Here is an 18,704-nt window from a genome sequence, read left to right on the forward strand (position 1 = left end):
GCCTGGCGGCCGTGCGTCAACTCGCCCTGGCAACGACCTCGGCATAAAGATCGTGCTCGTCGGCATCGACCACGCGCACGCGCAGGAAGTCGCCAGGTTCGGCATCGAAGTATTCGTTGACGAAAACCAGGCCGTCGATTTCCGGTGCGTCCGCCGCTGAACGGGCAATCGTCCCGTCCTCATCGACCTCGTCGACCAGGACTTCGATCTCGCGGCCGATCTTCGCCGCCAGCAACTCGGCCGAAATATCCTCCTGCAGTTCCATCAGCCGCCGCTTGCGCTCCTCGCGAACCTCTTCCGCCACCGCGCCGGGCAGTGCATTGGCCGTCGCGCCATCCACTGCCGAATAGGCAAAGCAGCCGACGCGATCCAGGCGCGCCTCTTTGATGAAAGCCAGCAATTCATCGAACTCGGCTTCGCTCTCACCAGGAAAACCGGTAATGAAGGTGCTGCGCACCGTGATCTCTGGACAAACCGCACGCCATGCGCGAAGCCGCTCGAGATTGTTCTCGGCGCTCGCCGGTCGCTTCATCGCCTTCAGGACGCGGGCACTGGCATGCTGGAAAGGGACGTCAAGATACGGCAGTATTTTCCCTTCGGCCATCAACGGCAGCAAGGCGTCCACGCTCGGATACGGATAGACATAGTGCAGACGCACCCAGATCCCGAGTTCCCCCAGCGCTTCGCAGAGCTCGCGCAGTCGGGTGCGCAGCGGCCGACCATTGGCAAAGCCGGTTCGATACCTGACATCGACACCATAGGCGCTGGTGTCCTGCGAGATGACCAGCAACTCCCGCACACCCGCATCGGCAAGATGCCTGGCTTCCTGCAACACATCGCCAATCGGTCGGCTGACCAGGGGGCCACGCATCGACGGAATAATGCAGAAGGTGCAACTGTGATTGCAGCCTTCGGAAATCTTCAGGTAGGCAAAATGCTGCGGCGTCAGTTTGATTCCCTGCGGCGGCACCAGGCTGGTGAACGGGTCATGCGGCTGCGGCAGATGCGCATGCACGTGCTGCAAGACTTCGTCGGCCGCATGCGGTCCGGTGACCGCCAGCACCTGCGGATGCGCCTTGCGAATGACCTCCTCCCGGGCCCCCAGGCAACCGGTGACGATCACTTTGCCGTTTTCGGTCAAGGCCTCGCCAATGGCGTCGAGCGACTCCTCCACCGCGGCGTCGATGAAGCCACAGGTATTGACGACGACCAGATCTGCGCCTTCATACGAAGGCGAAATCAGATAGCCTTCGGCGCGCAGCTTGGTGAGGATCTGTTCGGAATCGACGAGTGCTTTCGGACAACCCAGCGAAACGAAACCGATGCTTTTTGGCTTTGACATGGCAGACCAGTGCTGTTGAGTAGCCCGCCAGTATACCGCCAGCCCGCAGCGATTCAGAGCTTACGAAATGCGCCTAGCCCTCCGGCGCCAAATTCCTCTGGCGCCACTCCCCGCCGGCTTGCCCGGATCATCGGCGCGAGCGCATGGAAGCGTCCGTCCGCGCTTGGGCGACCAGCAGCAGGAAGCAGCCAATGACCACGCCCGCAATCCCCGCCTGCATCAGCGTCCCCAACTGGAAGCCAGCCAGCCAGTAGTTTCCGAGCAGACGCGCGACAGCAACGACGACGCACAACAGCACACCAGCGAAGCCGGCAGCGCGTCCCAACGACAGCAGAAGAACATCCATTTTATTACCTTTTTTGCATGAAGAACGAATGCTGAGGCTCTGCCATGAAAGGGACAAGCGAGCTGATCCCCGGACAGAAAAGCGCCTTGAGCAAGGTACAAGAGCAGGCGCCGTTCAGTCCGATTGTAGGCAAGAACCGTCCGGAGTCAAGAAGTCTAGAAATCAAGAAATGAAGGATTGAAGGGGGCAGGAAGAGACGAAGCATCCGACAGCGTTCTGCGCCGCTCGCCAACAGCTTACGAATGGTGCACAGTGTGTTATATAAAGAAGTGCCCTTGCTGGTGTCACGGCAGGCGCAGCATTCAGTCCTTCGGCAGGCAGGTGCGCGCTTACGGCGAGAACCTGCACCGCAGACGCGGGCGTGAAGCGGCCAGAGAAAGCCGCGGACCTGCGCTACAGCGAAGCACAACCGACAAGAAAACCAAAGGAGGCCCGTCAATGAGCGAGAACGATACGCCTGGCACAGCAAACCCTGCCAGCCGCTTCCCGGTCATCCGCAGCGTAAAACCCGGCGCTGTCGTCGGTTGGATGCGCGGCGGTTGGCATGACCTGCGCCGAAGCGGTTGGCCCAGCCTCTTCTACGGGAGCTGCTTCGCCATCGCTGGTTGGTTGCTGCAGATTGTTTTTGCCGAAGCCTACGCCCTCTTCGCAGGCCTGACGACAGGCTTCCTGCTGGTCGGCCCGTTCCTGACGCTCGGCCTCTATGATCTCAGTCGGCGCATCGAATTCGGCATGCCGCCGCGACTGTTGCCGACCCTCGCCGCCTGGCGCCCGAACCTGCCCAACGTCGGTCTCTTTGCCGCCCTGCTGGCCATCGTCCTGCTGGTCTGGGCGCGCGCATCGATCATTGTTTTTGCGCTCTTCTTTACGGGCGGATTCCCGACCTTCGGTAACGTCGTGCATACGGTTCTGACTTTCGAGCAGCTCGACTTCGCGCTGGTCTACTTCGCCGTCGGGGGCTTTTTTGCGATGTTTGTTTTTGCCATCAGCGTCATCGCCGTACCTCTGATGTTCGATCGCAAGACCGACGCGGTCACCGCGACCATCGCCAGCCTCGTCGCCTGCAGCCGCAACCTGGTTCCGCTCTTGCTATGGGGAACGTGCATCGGGATCCTTGGCATCATCGGCTTTGCGACCTTCTTTGTCGGCCTGATCATCACCATGCCCCTCGTCGGGCACTCTACCTGGTATGCCTATCGGGACATCGTCGCACCGGAGGAGGACGAAAAGCTCGACGATGCGGATGCAGCGGCCGTAGCCTGACCGCTGCCGCTCGCTACTCCGGCAAGCCGTTCAAAAAGTAGAGGCTTTCCAGGATCGAGCGCCAGGCTGATCAACAAGGCGCGATCCGAGGCGTAGGCACAAGCCACGCCCCCCACTACTCCCAGGCAGCCAGGAACTCCTGCCAGTGCGGCTTGCCGATTTTCTCCAGCTCGCCACGCACGAAAGACATCTCGGCAGCGTATTCGGCGCGCGACAGTTCGCCGCGCAGCAGGCGAAAACGCACGGCAAGCAGGTAGGTATTGAGCACGTCGGTCTCGCAGTAGTCGCGCACTTCGGACATGCCGCCCGCCAGCCACGCCTGCCACACCTTGCCCCCGTCCATGCCGAGCTTGCCGGGAAAACCGATCAGTTTGGCGAGTTCGTCAAGGCGAACGCTGGCACGCGGTTGATACATGGCCAGCAGATCCATCAGGTCGAGGTGACGTGAATGGTAGCGGCTGATGTAGTTGTTCCACTTGAACTCACGGCTGTCGGCGTAATCGCCGTCACCGAGGTCCCAGTAGCGTGGTGCGACAACGCCGTGGATGAGCCCCCGATAGTGCAGCACCGGCAGATCGAAGCCGCCACCATTCCAGGAAACGATCTGTGGCGTGAACTTCTCGACGCCGTCAAAGAAGCGCTGAATGATCTCGCCCTCACCCTGCTCGGGCTCCGCCAGAGACCAGACGCGGAAGTCCTTGCCAGCGCGCAGAGCACACGAAATGACGACTACCCGCTGCAAATGCAGCGGCAGGAAATCGTTACCGTGAGTAGCACGACGATGCTGGAAGGCGAGTTCAGCCACCTCGTCATCGGACAGCGTCGCATCGAGCTCATGCAGCCGCCGCAGACCTGCGACGTCGGGGATGGTTTCTATGTCAAAGGCAAGAACGGGTTTCATCGCGCGCATCCAGGGCCCTCACATTCAGGCAGTCACTGTAGTCAACGGCAGCGAGCGGTTTCACACCGGAAAGACGCCCGTCGACAGGTAGCGGTCACCACGATCGCAGACGATGCTGACGATGGTCGCATTTTCGAGTTCGCCAGCCAGCCGCAAAGCGACGGCCAATGCGCCACCCGACGAGATGCCGGCGAAAATCCCTTCCTCGCGCGCCAGACGCCGGGTCATTTCCTCCGCCTCGCCCTGCGCAACCGATTCGACACGATCGACGCGAGCACGGTCGAAGATTTTTGGCAGGTACGCTTCCGGCCATTTGCGAATCCCCGGGATCTGCGAACCATCTTCGGGCTGGCAGCCGACGATACAGATGCCGGCATCTTGCTCCTTGAGAAAGCGCGAAACGCCCATGATCGTTCCCGTAGTCCCCATACTGCTGACAAAGTGCTGATGCGTCCCTTGGTCTGGCGCCAGATCTCGGGGCCCGTCCCTTCGTAGTGGGCAAGCGGGTTATCCGGGTTGGCAAACTGGTCGAGGATGATTCCGCGCCCTTCGCTGCGCATGCTTTCGGCGACGTCGCGCGCCAGCTCCATGCCACCGTCACGAGGCGTCAACACCAGTTCGGCGCCAAAAGCGCGCATCGTCTGCCGCCGTTCGACGCTCTGATTCTCGGGCATGACCAGAATCATCCGGTAACCGCGCATGGCAGCGGCCATCGCCAGCGCAATGCCGGTATTGCCGGAAGTAGCCTCGATCAGCGTGTCACCGGGGTGGATATCGCCCCGCTCCTCGGCGTGGACGATCATCGACAGTGCCGGTCTATCCTTCACCGAACCCGCCGGGTTATTGCCCTCCAGCTTGGCCAGAACGACATTGCCACGTGCCTCGCAAGCGGCGCCCGGCAAACGTTTAAGGCGCACCAGGGGGGTGTCGCCGACGCTACTCTCGAGTGTCTTATACACGGCCGTTCAACCATTTGACGTACTGCGGAACTGCTTCCTCGACCTTTGAAAACTCGTCCTTGTAGCCCGCTTTGCGCAGCTTCGCGAGGTCAGCCTGGGTAAAGTTCTGGTACTTGCCGCGCAGATCTGCCGGAAAAGGGATGTACTCGATCAGGCCACTCCTGACCAGTTCGACGAGCGGCAGCGCTTCCTGCCCGGCCAGCGCGCGGCAGGCATTGACGTTGGCGACCGCCAACTCGTTGAAAGTCTGCGCACGACCCGTGCCGACGTTGAAGATGCCCGATTTTTCCGGATGTTCGAGGAAGTGCAGGTTCACTCGCGCAATGTCGTCGATATAGACGAAATCGCGCCGCTGCTCACCATCGGCATAGCCCTCACAGCCTTCGAAGAGCTTGACCCGGCCCGCGCTCTGGAACTGGTGATAGTGGTGAAAGGCCACCGACGCCATCCGCCCCTTGTGCGACTCGCGTGGGCCATAGACGTTGAAATAGCGAAAACCGACGACCTGCGAATTGCACGAGCCGGCAGTTGCCAGGCGCTGGCGGACGATCTGGTCGAAAAGAAACTTCGAGTAGCCGTAAACGTTTAGCGGCGCCTCATGTTGCCGCTCTTCCCTGAACACCCCGCCGCCGCCGTAGGTCGCGGCACTCGAAGCATAGAGAAACTGGGCTTCCTGATCGAGGCACCAGTCGAGAAGCGCCAGCGAATAGCGGTAGTTGTTCTCCATCATGTAGCGACCATCGCTCTCCATGGTGTCGGAACAGGCACCCTGGTGGAGGATGGCATCGACATCGCCATCGAAGTCGCCGGCGGCCAGGCGCTCGATGAATTCGTTCTTGTCGAGGTAATCGGCAATCTCGCAATCGACGAGATTCCTGAACTTGTCGGCCTTGCTGAGATTGTCGACGGCAATGATCTTGAGCACGCCGCGCTCGTTGAGCGCCTTGACCAGATTGGCGCCGATGAAACCGGCTGCGCCGGTGACGATGGTGTACATGGTTCTACCTCAGTTCAGTGCAGCATCGAGCTCGTCACGGCTGACCACCGCCGTCCCGAGTTTGCCAACCACCAGGCCGGCGGCGACGTTCGCCGCATGCACGGCGTCCGCCCAGGCGGCCCCGCCCGCGAGCATCACCGCGAGCGTCGCGATGACCGTATCGCCAGCCCCGGACACGTCGAAGACTTCTCTCGCCACCGCCTGCTCGTGCACTGCTCCGGCGGCATGGTAGAGCGACATCCCTTCCTCGCTGCGGGTCACCAGCAAGGCCTCCAGTCCGAGCTCACTGCGCAGGGCTTCGGCCTTGCGGGCAAGTCCCTCGTCGTCCTGCCAGCGGCCGACCACTTCGCGCAACTCGGCACGGTTCGGAGTGACGATGGTCGCGCCGGCATACTTGGAGAAATCGTCACCTTTCGGATCCACCAGCACTTTTTTTTCCGGCAGCGCGCGCCATGCGGATCATCGCGCTGATATGCGCCAGGCCGCCCTTGCCGTAATCGGAAAGAATCACGGCATCGCATTCGCCAAGACGGGCCTCAAATTCGACCAGTTTGGTGCGCAAGACCTCGTGTGAGGGCGTGGTTTCAAAATCAATGCGCAGCAGTTGCTGCTGGCGAGCAATGACCCGCAGCTTGACCGTCGTGCTGATTTCCGCATCGATATGCAGACTGACATCGATACCACTCGCTGCAAGCAGGGCTTGCAGGTTTCGCCCAGCTTCGTCGTCACCAACGACCGACAGCAGGCTGACGCGTGCGCCCAGCGCGGCGACATTGCGGGCGACATTGGCGGCCCCGCCCGGCCGCTCCTCGCTACGCGCCACCTTGACCACCGGCACCGGGGCCTCCGGAGAAATGCGCGAAACGTCACCAAACCAGTAGCGATCGAGCATCACATCGCCGACGATCAGCAGGCGAGCGGCCGACCGACTAGCGACTTGCATCGCGCGCCCTGTTGGCAAGACAAGCTGTGCTCACCGGGCTTGTTAGCCGGGTAGCCAGCACGGTGGCAGGCGACATGGAACTCCTAGGGTGTCAGATCGAACTCTTCGGTGCGCTTCGGCGAGTAGGTCTCCCAACCGCCACAGGCCGGACAACGCCAGTAGAACTGGCGCGCCTTGAAGCCGCAATTATCGCATCGATAGCGAGCCAGGCGACGCGTGTAGCCATGCACGATCCCCTTGGCCAGATCCAGATCGGGGCGGATCTCGGGCGATGCGAAGAGCAGTCGTGCCTCAAGCAACTTGTCGAAGCCAAGCAGAGTGGGATTACGCTTCAGCTCATCGCGAACCAGGCGGTAAGCCGCTTCTGGCCCACTGCTTTCCAGTTCCAGCTCGAAGACGACGTCAAGCAGGTCTAGCGAAGGGTAGTGATCAAGATAGCCGCGCAACAGTTGCAAACCCGCCTCACGCCGATCCTGCTTGCGAAAGGCGTCGAGCAAGCGTTTCGCGACCAGCGCCAAATAGGGCGGAGCCTGCTGTTCAATGCGCTGCCACGAGGCAATGGCGGCAGCAAACTGATCCTGCTGGAACTGCAGGTCGCCGAGAAGCAGGCTGGCGCGAACGCACTTGCGGTTGCGTTCGAGTGCCGTTTGCAGGAATTTTTCCGCCAGATCCGGGCGCGAACGAATCATCTCGGCAGCAGCCAGTTCGCAGTAGTACTCGGCGATTTCCTTGTGCGAGGCAAAATCCGGCAGTTCCGAGGCGATCGCTATCGCCTTCTCCCAGTCCTTCTCCAACTGGTAAATCTCGAGCAAATTGCGCTTGGCCTCTTCGGCCATCGCCGAGTCGCGCAGCTTTTCGAAGACCGATTCGGCGCCATCGAGCAGCCCGGCCTTGAGGTAATCCTGGCCCAGCTCGGCCAGCGCTTGCAGTTTCAAATCCTGCGGCAGGTCTTCGCGCTCGACCAGATTCTGGTGCATGCGGATAGCGCGCTCGGTCTCGCCACGGCGACGAAACAGGCTACCGAGTGCAAAGTGAATTTCGATGGTTTGCGGGTCTACCTTGACGGCTTCGACAAAGGCCTCGATGGCCCGATCGGGCTGCTCGTTGAGCAGGAAGTTGAGGCCCTGGAAATACGAACGTGGCAGGGTTCGCGATTCCTTTACCAGATGGCGGATATCAACGCGCGCGGCTGCCCACCCCAAGCCGAAGAACAGCGGGAAAAGCAACAGCTGCCAGTACTCGAACTCGATCATCCGTGAAACTGCAGCCGGGCACGCACAGCGCCGCTGGGCCAGGGCGCGCAGTCAGCAAATGCCGGGCAGCAGTCCAGCGGAGCGCGGCAAGCGGCTCTCTCGAGTCTCGGGAATCGCCTGGCTAGCACCCACTCACCCCGTCGCTGCTTTCCGAGCAGACTCACATCGGACTCTCGCGATGAGCGACGAGGCGTGCACGAAGCTGGCTCAGCTCGCGCTTCAAGCGGGCTAGCTCGCGGCGCCGCCCCAGCAGAGAAGCGAACAGAAAGAGTATGCCAGAGGCGACGCCGGCAGCAAAAGAAACCAAGAGAATAATCGCCAGTGGCGCCTGCCAGGCGGCGTCAAGAAAGAAATGGACGTCTACCGGATCGGTGTTTCTGAGGGCAAACGCACAAAAAAGGAGAAACAGGGCAAATCTCAGGATCCACAACAACCAACGCATCATCAGCTTCCCATAGGAAACGGGCGGCAACTCTCGTTGCCGCCCGCAATAAGACATAGCTTGACCATTCAGACCAATTCCAGCGAGCCATCGACGCGCTCCCGCAATTCCTTCCCGGCCTTGAAATGCGGCACCCATTTCTCCGGGACGTCGACCTTTTCACCGGACTTCGGGTTCCGGCCAACACGCGGCGGCCGGTAATTCAGCGCAAAGCTCCCAAAGCCGCGAATCTCGATGCGATCGCCTCTGGATAAGGCTTCGGACATCGCATCGAGAATCGTTTTCACCGACAAGTCAGCGTCCTTTGCGACCAGTTGGGGAAAGCGCCCGGCCAATTGACCGATAAGGTCCGACTTGGTCATCCTCTAACCCTACTGGGGGTTGTTAAGCTTGGCCTTCAGCAAGGCGCCAAGGTTGGTGGTACCCGCACTGGCACTGCTGTCCGCAGAAAACTTCTGCATCGCTTCGTGCTGCTCGGCCTGATCCTTGGCTTTGATCGACAAGCTGATCGAACGCGTCTTGCGATCGACATTGATAATCATCGCTTCGACGGTATCCCCTTCCTTGTACACCTTGGTCAGATCGTCGATACGATCGCGTGAGACTTCAGAGGCACGCAGATAGGCTTCCATGTCACCATCAAGCATCACCACCGCACCACGTGCGTCAACCGACCTGACGATTCCGCGGACAACGCTGCTCTTCTCGTGAGTGGCAATATAGCTGGTGTAGGGATCGCCATCGAGCTGCTTGATACCCAGGGAAATCCGTTCCTTGTCGGTATCGATCGCCAGCACCACCGCGTCGACCTCGTCACCCTTTTTGAAGTTGCGAATCGCTTCGTCACCGGGCAAGGACCACGAAAGGTCGGACAGGTGAACCAGGCCATCGATGCCGCCGGGCAAGCCAATGAACACGCCGAAGTCAGTAATAGACTTGATGGCGCCGCGCACGCGATCACCCTTCTTGTAATTCATCGAGAAGTCGTCCCACGGGTTGGCAGCACACTGCTTCATACCCAGCGAAATACGGCGACGATCCTCATCGATCTCGAGGATCATCACTTCGACCTCGTCACCCAGCTGAACAACCTTCGACGGGTGAACGTTCTTGTTCGTCCAGTCCATCTCGGAAACGTGAACCAGTCCTTCGATGCCCTGCTCGATCTCGACGAAAGCGCCGTAATCGGTGAGGTTGGTGACCTTGCCGAAGAGGCGGGTCGTCGCCGGGTAACGGCGGGAAATGCCGACCCATGGATCTTCGCCCAACTGCTTGAGACCGAGTGAGACGCGGTTCTTTTCCTGGTCGAACTTGAGGATCTTGGCCTGCAATTCGTCGCCAACGGCGAGAACTTCTGAGGGGTGACGAACACGGCGCCATGCCAAATCGGTAATGTGCAGCAAGCCATCGATGCCACCGAGGTCGACAAACGCGCCGTAGTCGGTGATGTTCTTGACCACGCCTTTGACGATGCTGCCTTCTTTGAGTGCCGCAAGCAGCGCATCGCGCTCTTCGCCAACGCTCGCCTCGAGCACCGCACGCCGCGAAACAACAACGTTATTACGCTTGCGATCGAGCTTGATGACTTTGAATTCGTAGGTCTTGCCTTCGTACGGGGTGGTGTCCTTGACCGGACGCATGTCGACCAGAGAACCCGGCAGGAAAGCACGCACGCCGTTGGTCATGACCGTCAAGCCGCCCTTGACCTTGCCGGTAATCGTACCGGACACCAGGCTGCCGTCGTTGAGGGCCAGTTCAAGCGCGTTCCACGCCGCGACCCGCTTGGCACGGTCGCGCGACAGTCGAGTTTCGCCGAAACCGTTCTCGAGCTGTTCGATGGCGACCTGGACGAAGTCACCAACGCTGACTTCCAGTTCGCCCTGATCGCTCAGGAATTCTTCAAGGTCAATATAGCTTTCCGACTTCAGGCCGGCGTTGACCACGACAAAGTTCTGGTCAATACGCACGACTTCGGCAGTGATGACCTCGCCGGGGCGCATCTCCTGACGTCCGAGACTTTCTTCGAAAAGTTCGGCAAAGCTTTCTTCCATGCTGGGATTATCTGACATATGAATTGAGTTACCTAACCGCAGAGCTGCGGGGTGAGTTAGAAACGATCACCAGTTCCAATCACTCCGCAGCGCTCACCAGAACGGTGAGCGCGGACACTGCACTGGCCGACCCTGAACGGAACAGCCACTGCGCCGACGAAATGAGGCGTGGAACTGGCAACACCTTTGGTGAACGGCAGAGCCGTTTCACCCACTATCGGAGACCTTGTTGACCCATTCCAGCACCTGCGCCACCGCCGTGGCTATGGTCAGGTTTGTCGTGTCGAGCAATTCAGCATCCGCACTTTGCTGCATCGGAGCGACGCTACGTTGGCTATCCCGTTCGTCACGTTCGCGCAGATCCAGCAAGAGGGCTGCAATACTAGCAGCGATTCCTTTTTCGATCAACTGCTTATGACGTCTCTCAGCGCGTATCGCGACGTTCGCGGTGAGGAAGACCTTGGTCATCGAATCCGGGAAGACCACCGCGCCCATGTCGCGCCCGTCGGCCACCAGGCCGGGCAAGCGGCGGAAAGCCCGCTGCCGGAAAAGCAAAGCGGCGCGCACTGCCGGCAGTGCCGCCACCAGCGACGCGCCAGCAGAGATTTCCTCGCTGCGGATGGCGTCGCCGACCTCCTCGCCGGCGAGGCTGATCAGGCCGCCGGAAAAGTCAACGTCGAGATTGGTCGCAATCGCCGCGACAGCCGCTTCATCATCCCAAGCGATCGCGGCCCGGCGAGCCGCCAGGGCGGTCAAGCGATAGAGCGCCCCGGAATCCAGGTAATGCCAGCCCAGCGCTTCGGCAACGCGCGACGCGACCGTCCCTTTGCCGGATGCCGACGTGCCATCGATAGCCACCACCGGCACAGGCCGGGTGACTGCCGCGAAACGCTCGAAGTAGTCCGGGAAGGTTTTGCTGACCACCGCCGGGTCATTGATGCGCAGTGGCGTACCCAACGCCGCCAGCGAAAAGCACATAGCCATGCGATGGTCATCGTAGGTGGCAATCGCCGCCGGACGCAGACCCTGTGCTCGGGCAGGCGGCACGACGCGGATGAAGTCGTCGCCGCTATCGACCCGGGCACCGAGCTTGCGCAACTCGCTGGCCATCGCCGCGATGCGGTCGGTTTCCTTGACCCGCCAGCTGGCGATGTTGCGCAAAGTCGTCGCTCCGTCGGCGAACAGAGCAACGGTCGCCAGGGTCATCGCCGCGTCCGGGATGTGATTGCAGTCCAGATCGACGCCCTGCAGCCGGCCGTCAGCGGCAGCCGCCGCCTCGATCCAGGTGTCTCCGAAAGTAATTTTCGCGCCCATCCCGGCCAGCGCGTCGGCAAAGCGCACGTCGCCCTGAAGCGAGTCGCGAGCCACGCCCTCAACGCGCAGCGGACCGCCGCCAAGCGCTCCCAAGGCCAGGAAATAGGATGCTGACGACGCATCGCCTTCGACTTCAACGAACCCTGGTGAGCGATACGCGCTAGCGGCCGGGACGGTGAAACGCTGCCAGCCCTCGCGAACCACCTCGACGCCAAAGCGCGCCATGCTGGCCAGCGTGAGCTCGACATAGGGTCGCGAAATCAATTCGCCGACCACTTCGACCGTCGTCGCGACAGTGCGCAGGGGCAAAGCCATCAGCAGGCCGGTGAGAAACTGGCTCGACACGTCACCGCGTACTCGGACCACAGCCGCAGAGCCAGGCGTCGGTGACGAAATCAGCAAGGGCGGAAAGCCGTCCTGCGCAGCGTAAGCGATCTCGGCACCCAGCTGCCGCAAGCTGTCAACGAGATCGGCGATCGGCCGTTCGTGCATGCGCGCGACACCGGAGAGTCGATAATCGCCACCGGCCAGGGCCAGCACTGCGGTCAATGAGCGGACGGCAGTACCCGCATTACCGAGAAAAAGATCAGCCTCGCGAACCGGAAAAACGCCACCGACGCCGCTGACCAGAAAGCGCCTGTCGGCCAAGGCCTCGACCTTGACACCCAGGGTCCGCAGCGCATCGATCATGCGTGCCGTATCGTCCGACTGCAGCAGGTCGCGGAGCTCGGTGTCGCCGCTGGCCAGCGCCGCCAGCAGCAACACGCGATTGGAAATGCTCTTCGAACCCGGCAAGCGCACGGTGCCCCGCGCAGCGAGCAGTTGCGGCAGATCGATGAAGTCCACGTTCAAGTCCTTGTTTTGCTCTCGGCCCACTCGCGTCGTGCCGTACGGGCAATGTCGAAAGTCGCTTCGAGGCTGGCACCGTCGCCCCGCTGCAGGGCATCGCGCAGTTCGTCGAGCTGCTCGCGGTAGCGATCGAGCTCCTCGAGCAGTGCCTGCCGATTGGCCAGGCAGATGTCGCGCCACATCTCGGGATGGCTGGCGGCAATGCGCGTGAAGTCTCGGAAACCGCTGGCCGCGTAAGCGAACAGGAGCTCGCGGTTGTCGCGGCGCGCCAGGTCATGCACCAAAGCAAACGACAGCAAATGCGGCAGATGGCTGACCGCCGCAAAAATACGATCGTGTTCCGCCGGAGCCAGCTCGCAGATCAGACCGCCACAGGCTTCCCAGGCCGCGCGTACGCGGGCGACGGTCGTTTCGCTGCTTTCGGGCAAGGGCGTCAGCACCACCTGCTTCCCTTGATAGAGATCAGGCCGTGCGGCGAGTGCGCCACTGTTTTCGGCGCCGGCAATCGGATGCGCCGGAACGAACTGCCCGATGCGCTCGCCAAAGCATGCGCGCGCGGCCTTGACCACGTCTTCCTTGGTACTGCCGGCGTCAGTCACCACCGTCTGCGACCCCAGGCAGGGCGCAATGCGCGCCATGAGCTCGGGAGTCGTCCCGACCGGGGTGGCAATCAGCACCAGGTCGGCATTCGACACTTCCTGGCCGATGTTGAAACCGGCGCGATCGACGATCCCCAACTCCAGCGCCTGCGTCAGTGAGCCAAGCGTGCGCCCGAAACCGACCACCTCCGTGACCTGCCCGGCGGCCTTGAGTGCCAACGCAAACGAGCCACCGATCAAGCCAACGCCGAAGACCACGACCTTGCCCAAGGGAGCCGCGCCGCTCACGGCCGCACACCCGCGCATGAACGACTCATAAGGAGCGCTCCAAAGCCTCGAGGAAACGGCTGTTTTCGCGTTCGCTGCCAATCGTCACACGCAGCCAGTCGGGCATCCCGTAGGCCGCGATCGGGCGAACGATGACCCCGTTCGTGAGCAGCTTGTGGTTCACCGCCGCCGCGTCCGGCACGCAAAAAGTCACGAAGTTACCGTGCGACGGTATATGCCGACAAGCAAGTCGTTTCAGGCCGGCAACGATCTGCTCCATGCCCGCACGGTTCAGGGCGTAGCTCCTGGCAACGAATTCGTAGTCGTCGAGCGCCGCCACTGCCGCCGCCAGGGCCAGGTTGTTGCAATTGAACGGTTGGCGAACACGATTCATCAAGTCGGCAATTGCCGCCGAGCACAGCGCGTAACCGATGCGCAGACCGGCCATGCCGTAGATTTTCGAGAAAGTCCGGGTGATCACCAGGTTCGCATGTTCGCCCAGCCAGGCGGTGGTGTCGACACGCTCGGCGGGCGGCAGGTACTCGTTATAGGCTTCGTCGAGAACTACGACAATATCCTCGGGCACCACCTGCAGAAACGCCTTGAGCTGCGCATACGGCAGAAACGTGCCGGTCGGGTTGTTGGGGTTGGCAATCCAGATTAGTCGCGCATCCGGCCGGATGGCAGCCAGCATGGCGTCCAGGTCATGGCCGTAGTCGCTGGCCGCCACCGCAATCGGCTCGCCGCCCGCTGCAATCGTCGCCAGCGGATAGACGGCAAAAGCGAACTGCGCGAAAATTGCCGAGCGGCCTGGCGCCAGAAAGACGCGCGCCACCAGATCGAGCACGTCATTCGAACCGTTGCCGAGAACGATACGCTCCATTCCCAGGCCCGTGCGCTCGGCGAGCGCCTTCTTCAGGGCGAAGTCATCCGGGTAACGCGACAGGCCGGCGATCGCCGCAGCCACCGCCACCTGCGCCTTGGGACTCATGCCGAGCGGATTCTCGTTCGAAGCCAGCTTGACGATTTTCTCAACATCCAGGCCCAACTCGCGTGCCAGTTGCGTTATCGGCTTGCCCGGCTGGTAAGGTGAAATGGAGCGTATGTACGGCAATGATTGTTCGTGGAGTGGCATCTGCGTTCCTCGAAAAAGTTCGCCCGGCCTAGTAGGCGGCCATCGGGTAGGAGCCAAGGATCTTCAGGTAGGGCGCACGCCGGGCAAGTTCGGCAAGCGCCGCCCCGACCGCGCCATCGTCGCGATGACCTTCGAGGTCGACGAAGAAGACATAGGCCCACAGAGTATGCCGCGCCGGGCGCGACTCGAGCCGGGTCATCGACACGCCAGCATCGGAAAACGGCGCCAGTAGCTTGCTGAGGGCGCCGGTGTGGTTATGTGCCGACATGATCAAGGACGTCCGGTCGCGCCCCGAAGGTCCGGCCTCCTGGCGGCCGAGAACGACAAAACGCGTCGTATTGTTCGGTTCGTCTTCGACATTGCTGGCCAGTTGCGGCAGAGAATAGCGGTCGGCAGCGGCCTGCCCGGCAAGCGCCGCCGCACCCGCCTCGGCGGCCGCCAACTGTGCCGCCTGCGCATTGCTGCCCACTGAAATACGCTGAACGTGCGGCAGGGAACGGTTCAGCCACTCGTGGCATTGCGCCAGCGACTGGGCGTGCGAATAGACTTTCTTGACCTCACCCAGCGACGCCTCGTTCGACAGCAGATGCTGGTGGATGCGCAAGACGACTTCGCCACAGATCTTCAGCGGCGTGGTCAACAACAGGTCGAGCGTACGCCCGATCGCTCCCTCGGTGGAGTTCTCGATCGGGACCACCGCGTAATCAGCATGGCTGGCCTCGACTTCCCGAAAAACATCATCGATCGAAATCTGCGGCATCAAGCGCGCGGCGTGGCCGAAGTGCTTGGTCGCGGCGCTTTCCGAAAAGGTCCCGAGCGGGCCCAGGAAAGCAATGCCCAAGGGCTGTTCGAGCGACAGGCAGGCGGACATGACCTCGCGGAAGAACCAGGTCACGGTCTCATTCGAGAGAGGCCCCGCGTTCTCTTCCTGGATGCGATGCAAGACCTGTGCTTCACGTTCGGGGCGATAAATGAAACCCGCCTCACCGTGACGCGCCTTGATCTCGCCGACCTGCTGGGCAAAGCGCGCACGCTGGTTAAGCAGTTCGAGCAGTTGCCCGTCGAGGCCATCGATCTCCTGGCGGACAAGCGCCAATTCGCGCTGCAGTTCGTCGCTCATCGAACGTGCGCCGCCTGTCCCGCCTGCGGCAGTGACAAGCAAGCGGCCAGCGGGCGCAGGCACGGGACAGCTCGACCGCGGCGATCAAGCAAGCGGGCCATGCATTTCACTCCTGTTCGGGATCAGCAGCAGGATCCGGCTCGGGTTCAGCGGCCGGTTCCTGCTCCGACGGCTCACTGCTGCTCTCATCCAGCTCACTATTCTCATCCAGCTCGCTGCCGCTGTCCTCTTCGCTCTCGACGACTTTTTTCCAGGCCGGCGAGCTTTTCACCGGCGTCGAGCGCAATCAGGGTGACCCCCTGCGTTGCCCGGCCGAGTTCGCGGATCTCACGGACCCGGGTGCGGATCAGAACCCCACCGGTGGTGATCAACATGATTTCGTCGTCGTCGGAAACCAGGCGCGCGGCGACCACCTTGCCGTTGCGTTCGCTGGCGGCGATGGCGATGACCCCTTGCGTACCGCGCCCCGAATGGCGGAAATCGGCCAGCGCCGTGCGTTTGCCGAAGCCGTTTTCGGTGGCCACAAGCACCGTTTGCTGATCGCTATCAGCAATCAGCAAGGACAAGGCCTGCTGCTTGTCACCAAGCCGCATGCCGCGCACACCGCGTGCGGTACGCCCCATCGGGCGTACGTCTTCCTCGTCGAACCAGACCGCCTTGCCGGCATCGGAAACCAGGATCACGTCCTGGCTGCCATTGGTGATCTCGGCGCCGATGAGGAAGTCCTCATCGTCGAGGGCAACCGCGATGATGCCACTCTTGCGTGGATTGGAGAAATCAGACAACGGCGTCTTCTTCACCGTCCCCTGCGAAGTGGCCATGAAAATGTAGCGATCGGCGGCGAACTCCTTGATCGGCAAAATGGCGCTGATTTTCTCGCCGTCCTCGAAGGGGAAGACATTGACCACTGGCTTGCCGCGGCTGGTACGCGTTCCCTGCGGCACTTCGTAGACCTTCAGCCAGTAGACCCGGCCGCGGTTGGTAAAGCAGAGAATGGAGTCGTGGGTATTGGCAACGAACAGGCGATCGACGAAATCGTCGGTCTTCATCGCCGCTGCCTGCTTGCCGCGCCCACCGCGCCGCTGCGCACGGTACTCGGCCAGTGGCTGCGACTTGATATAGCCGGTGCGCGAAAGCGTCACCACCATGTCGACCGGGGTAATGAAATCGGCAATGCCGAGATCCTGCGTACTAATGACGATTTCCGAGCGCCGCTTGTCGCCGAACTGGGCGCGGATCCCGGTCAATTCTTCGACGATCATCGCGGTGATGCGCTCGGGTCGCGCCAGGATATCCATCAGATCGGCAATACGCGTCAGCAGTTCGCCAAAGTCGGCAACAATCTTGTCGCGCTCGAGGCCGGTCAGGCGCTGCAAACGCAGCTCCAGAATGGCCTGCGCCTGCGCCTCCGAAAGCAGGTAACCGCTCTCGGACAATCCAAATTCGAGAGCCAGACCGTCCGGGCGAGTCGCATCGAGCTTGGCGCGACGCAGCATCTCGGCAACCGTCGGCGAGGTCCACGTCCTGGCCATCAAGCCCCGACGGGCATCCGCAGGCGTCGGCGACGCCTTGATCAGCGCAATGATCTCATCGACGTTGTCGAGCGCCACCGCCAGACCTTCCTGGATGTGCGCCCGCTCGCGCGCTTTGCGCAACTCGAACACCGTGCGCCGAGTGAGCACTTCACGGCGATGCCACAGAAAACACTCGAGGAGCTGCTTGAGGTTCAACAGCCGCGGCTGGCCATCAACCAGCGCCACCATGTTCATGCCAAAGGTGTCCTGCAGCTGCGTCTGCTTGTACAGACAGTTGAGCACCACCTCGGCGACTTCACCACGCTTGAGCTCGATGACCACGCGCATGCCCGACTTGTCGGACTCGTCGCGCAGATCGGAGATGCCCTCGATGCGCTTGTCGTTGACCAACTCGCCGATTTTTTCGAGCAAGGTCCGCTTGTTAACCTGATATGGCAGCTCGTCGATGATGATCGCCTGGCGGTTACCCTTTTCGAGGTCCTCGAAATGCGTCCGACCACGCATCACCACCCGCCCGCGCCCGGTCCGATAACCTTCGCAGACACCGGCAATGCCGTAGATGATGCCGGCCGTCGGGAAATCGGGAGCCGGCATGATGGCGATCAGCTCGTCGATTGTCACCTCCGCGTTGCCCAGCAAGGCCAGACAGGCGTCCACCACCTCACCGAGGTTGTGCGGTGGAATGTTCGTCGCCATGCCTACCGCGATACCCGACGAACCGTTGATCAGCAGGTTCGGAATGCGCGCTGGCATGACCAGCGGCTCTTGCTCGGAGCCGTCGTAGTTGGGCCCGAAATCGACGGTTTCCTTGTCGATATCGGCCAGCAGCTCGTGCCCGATTCGCGCCATGCGCACTTCGGTGTAGCGCATCGCCGCCGCATTGTCGCCGTCTACCGAGCCGAAGTTGCCCTGCCCGTCGACCAGCATGTAGCGCAGAGAAAAATTCTGCGCCATGCGTACGATCGTGTCATAGACCGCCGTATCGCCATGGGGATGGTACTTACCGATGACGTCACCGACGATCCGCGCCGACTTCTTGTAAGCCTTGTTCCAGTCGTTGGACAACTCGTGCATGGCGAAGAGAACACGACGATGCACCGGCTTCAGGCCGTCGCGAGCGTCGGGCAAGGCACGGCCGACAATCACGCTCATGGCATAATCGAGATACGATCGACGCATCTCGTCTTCGAGACTGATGGGCAGGGTTTCTTTGGCGAAGGCTTCCATCTTTTTTCCGCTGTCAACGAGACATTCCGGAGGAATGTCATCGTCTTGATCAAGCCCGTGATTCTAGCACGCCAAGCCCTTCCCCTGGCGCGGCGAGTGGCTGATTTGCGAAGGTTTTGTGCGCACTCCGGTCAAGCAGGGGACGGCAAAGCACACCCGGC

At 61.6% G+C, this 18,704-nt stretch carries 13 protein-coding genes and 3 pseudogenes; 1 reads left to right on the plus strand and 15 read right to left on the minus strand.

Going from position 1 to position 18,704, the window contains the following annotated elements; all coding sequences use genetic code 11:
* Positions 1-16: 16 nt before the first annotated feature.
* Together rimO and E4Q23_RS02280 are read right to left on the minus strand one after the other, a co-directional pair.
* A complete protein-coding gene (gene rimO, locus E4Q23_RS02275; RefSeq protein WP_169065124.1) occupies positions 17-1,342 on the minus strand; it encodes a 30S ribosomal protein S12 methylthiotransferase RimO in 1,326 nt (441 codons plus the stop codon).
* 127 nt (positions 1,343-1,469) lie between these two features.
* The gene (locus E4Q23_RS02280; RefSeq protein ID WP_169065125.1) at positions 1,470-1,688 is read right to left on the minus strand and encodes a hypothetical protein; all 219 of its coding nucleotides are present in this window, start codon (positions 1,686-1,688) and stop codon (positions 1,470-1,472) included.
* Positions 1,689-2,126: 438 nt separating this feature from the next.
* On the opposite strand from E4Q23_RS02280, the gene E4Q23_RS02285 reads away from it, so the two are divergent.
* Positions 2,127-2,951 (plus strand): DUF2189 domain-containing protein, encoded by an 825-nt coding sequence (locus tag E4Q23_RS02285; protein WP_169065126.1) that lies wholly within the window; start codon positions 2,127-2,129, stop codon positions 2,949-2,951.
* A 115-nt stretch (positions 2,952-3,066) separates the two neighbouring features.
* Here the strand turns inward: E4Q23_RS02285 and E4Q23_RS02290 are convergent, their stop codons facing one another.
* The 13 genes and pseudogenes from E4Q23_RS02290 to gyrA form a co-directional block, all read right to left on the minus strand.
* Positions 3,067-3,852: a 3'-5' exonuclease gene (locus E4Q23_RS02290; protein WP_169065127.1), complete on the minus strand. Its 786-nt coding sequence runs from the start codon at positions 3,850-3,852 to the stop codon at positions 3,067-3,069.
* 60 nt (positions 3,853-3,912) lie between these two features.
* Positions 3,913-4,811 (minus strand): annotated as a pseudogene (cysM, locus tag E4Q23_RS23490) (cysteine synthase CysM).
* The gene (gene rfaD / locus E4Q23_RS02300; protein ID WP_169065128.1) at positions 4,804-5,808 is read right to left on the minus strand and encodes an ADP-glyceromanno-heptose 6-epimerase; all 1,005 of its coding nucleotides are present in this window, start codon (positions 5,806-5,808) and stop codon (positions 4,804-4,806) included. The pseudogene cysM and the gene rfaD overlap by 8 nt, the downstream one beginning before the upstream one ends.
* A gap of 9 nt (positions 5,809-5,817) precedes the next feature.
* Positions 5,818-6,751, minus strand: a pseudogene (rfaE1, locus tag E4Q23_RS02305) (D-glycero-beta-D-manno-heptose-7-phosphate kinase).
* 83 nt (positions 6,752-6,834) lie between these two features.
* Positions 6,835-8,004: a lipopolysaccharide assembly protein LapB gene (gene lapB / locus E4Q23_RS02310; RefSeq protein WP_211203601.1), complete on the minus strand. Its 1,170-nt coding sequence runs from the start codon at positions 8,002-8,004 to the stop codon at positions 6,835-6,837.
* A gap of 160 nt (positions 8,005-8,164) precedes the next feature.
* Positions 8,165-8,584: a LapA family protein gene (locus tag E4Q23_RS02315; RefSeq protein ID WP_248595197.1), complete on the minus strand. Its 420-nt coding sequence runs from the start codon at positions 8,582-8,584 to the stop codon at positions 8,165-8,167.
* Positions 8,515-8,808 carry an integration host factor subunit beta gene (locus E4Q23_RS02320; protein ID WP_169065129.1) on the minus strand — a complete coding sequence of 98 codons (294 nt, stop codon included), beginning with the start codon at positions 8,806-8,808 and terminating at the stop codon, positions 8,515-8,517. The genes E4Q23_RS02315 and E4Q23_RS02320 overlap by 70 nt, the downstream gene beginning before the upstream one ends.
* A 9-nt stretch (positions 8,809-8,817) precedes the next feature.
* On the minus strand, positions 8,818-10,515 hold the full coding sequence (gene rpsA, locus E4Q23_RS02325) for a 30S ribosomal protein S1 (protein ID WP_169065130.1): 1,698 nt from the start codon (positions 10,513-10,515) through the stop codon (positions 8,818-8,820).
* A 189-nt stretch (positions 10,516-10,704) separates the two neighbouring features.
* Positions 10,705-12,657 (minus strand): bifunctional 3-phosphoshikimate 1-carboxyvinyltransferase/cytidylate kinase, encoded by a 1,953-nt coding sequence (locus E4Q23_RS02330; protein ID WP_169065131.1) that lies wholly within the window; start codon positions 12,655-12,657, stop codon positions 10,705-10,707.
* 2 nt (positions 12,658-12,659) lie between these two features.
* On the minus strand, positions 12,660-13,565 hold the full coding sequence (locus E4Q23_RS02335; protein ID WP_169065132.1) for a prephenate dehydrogenase: 906 nt from the start codon (positions 13,563-13,565) through the stop codon (positions 12,660-12,662).
* Positions 13,566-13,572: 7 nt separating this feature from the next.
* Complete coding sequence (gene hisC, locus E4Q23_RS02340; RefSeq protein ID WP_169065133.1) at positions 13,573-14,661, minus strand: histidinol-phosphate transaminase; 1,089 nt, start codon at positions 14,659-14,661, stop codon at positions 13,573-13,575.
* A 28-nt stretch (positions 14,662-14,689) separates the two neighbouring features.
* On the minus strand, positions 14,690-15,781 hold the full coding sequence (gene pheA / locus E4Q23_RS02345) for a prephenate dehydratase (protein ID WP_169065134.1): 1,092 nt from the start codon (positions 15,779-15,781) through the stop codon (positions 14,690-14,692).
* A 106-nt stretch (positions 15,782-15,887) separates the two neighbouring features.
* Positions 15,888-18,543 (minus strand): annotated as a pseudogene (gene gyrA, locus E4Q23_RS02350) (DNA gyrase subunit A).
* Positions 18,544-18,704: the final 161 nt, after the last annotated feature.

The organism is Candidatus Accumulibacter phosphatis, assembly GCF_012939955.1.
In the GTDB taxonomy this organism is placed as follows: domain Bacteria; phylum Pseudomonadota; class Gammaproteobacteria; order Burkholderiales; family Rhodocyclaceae; genus Accumulibacter; species Accumulibacter delftensis.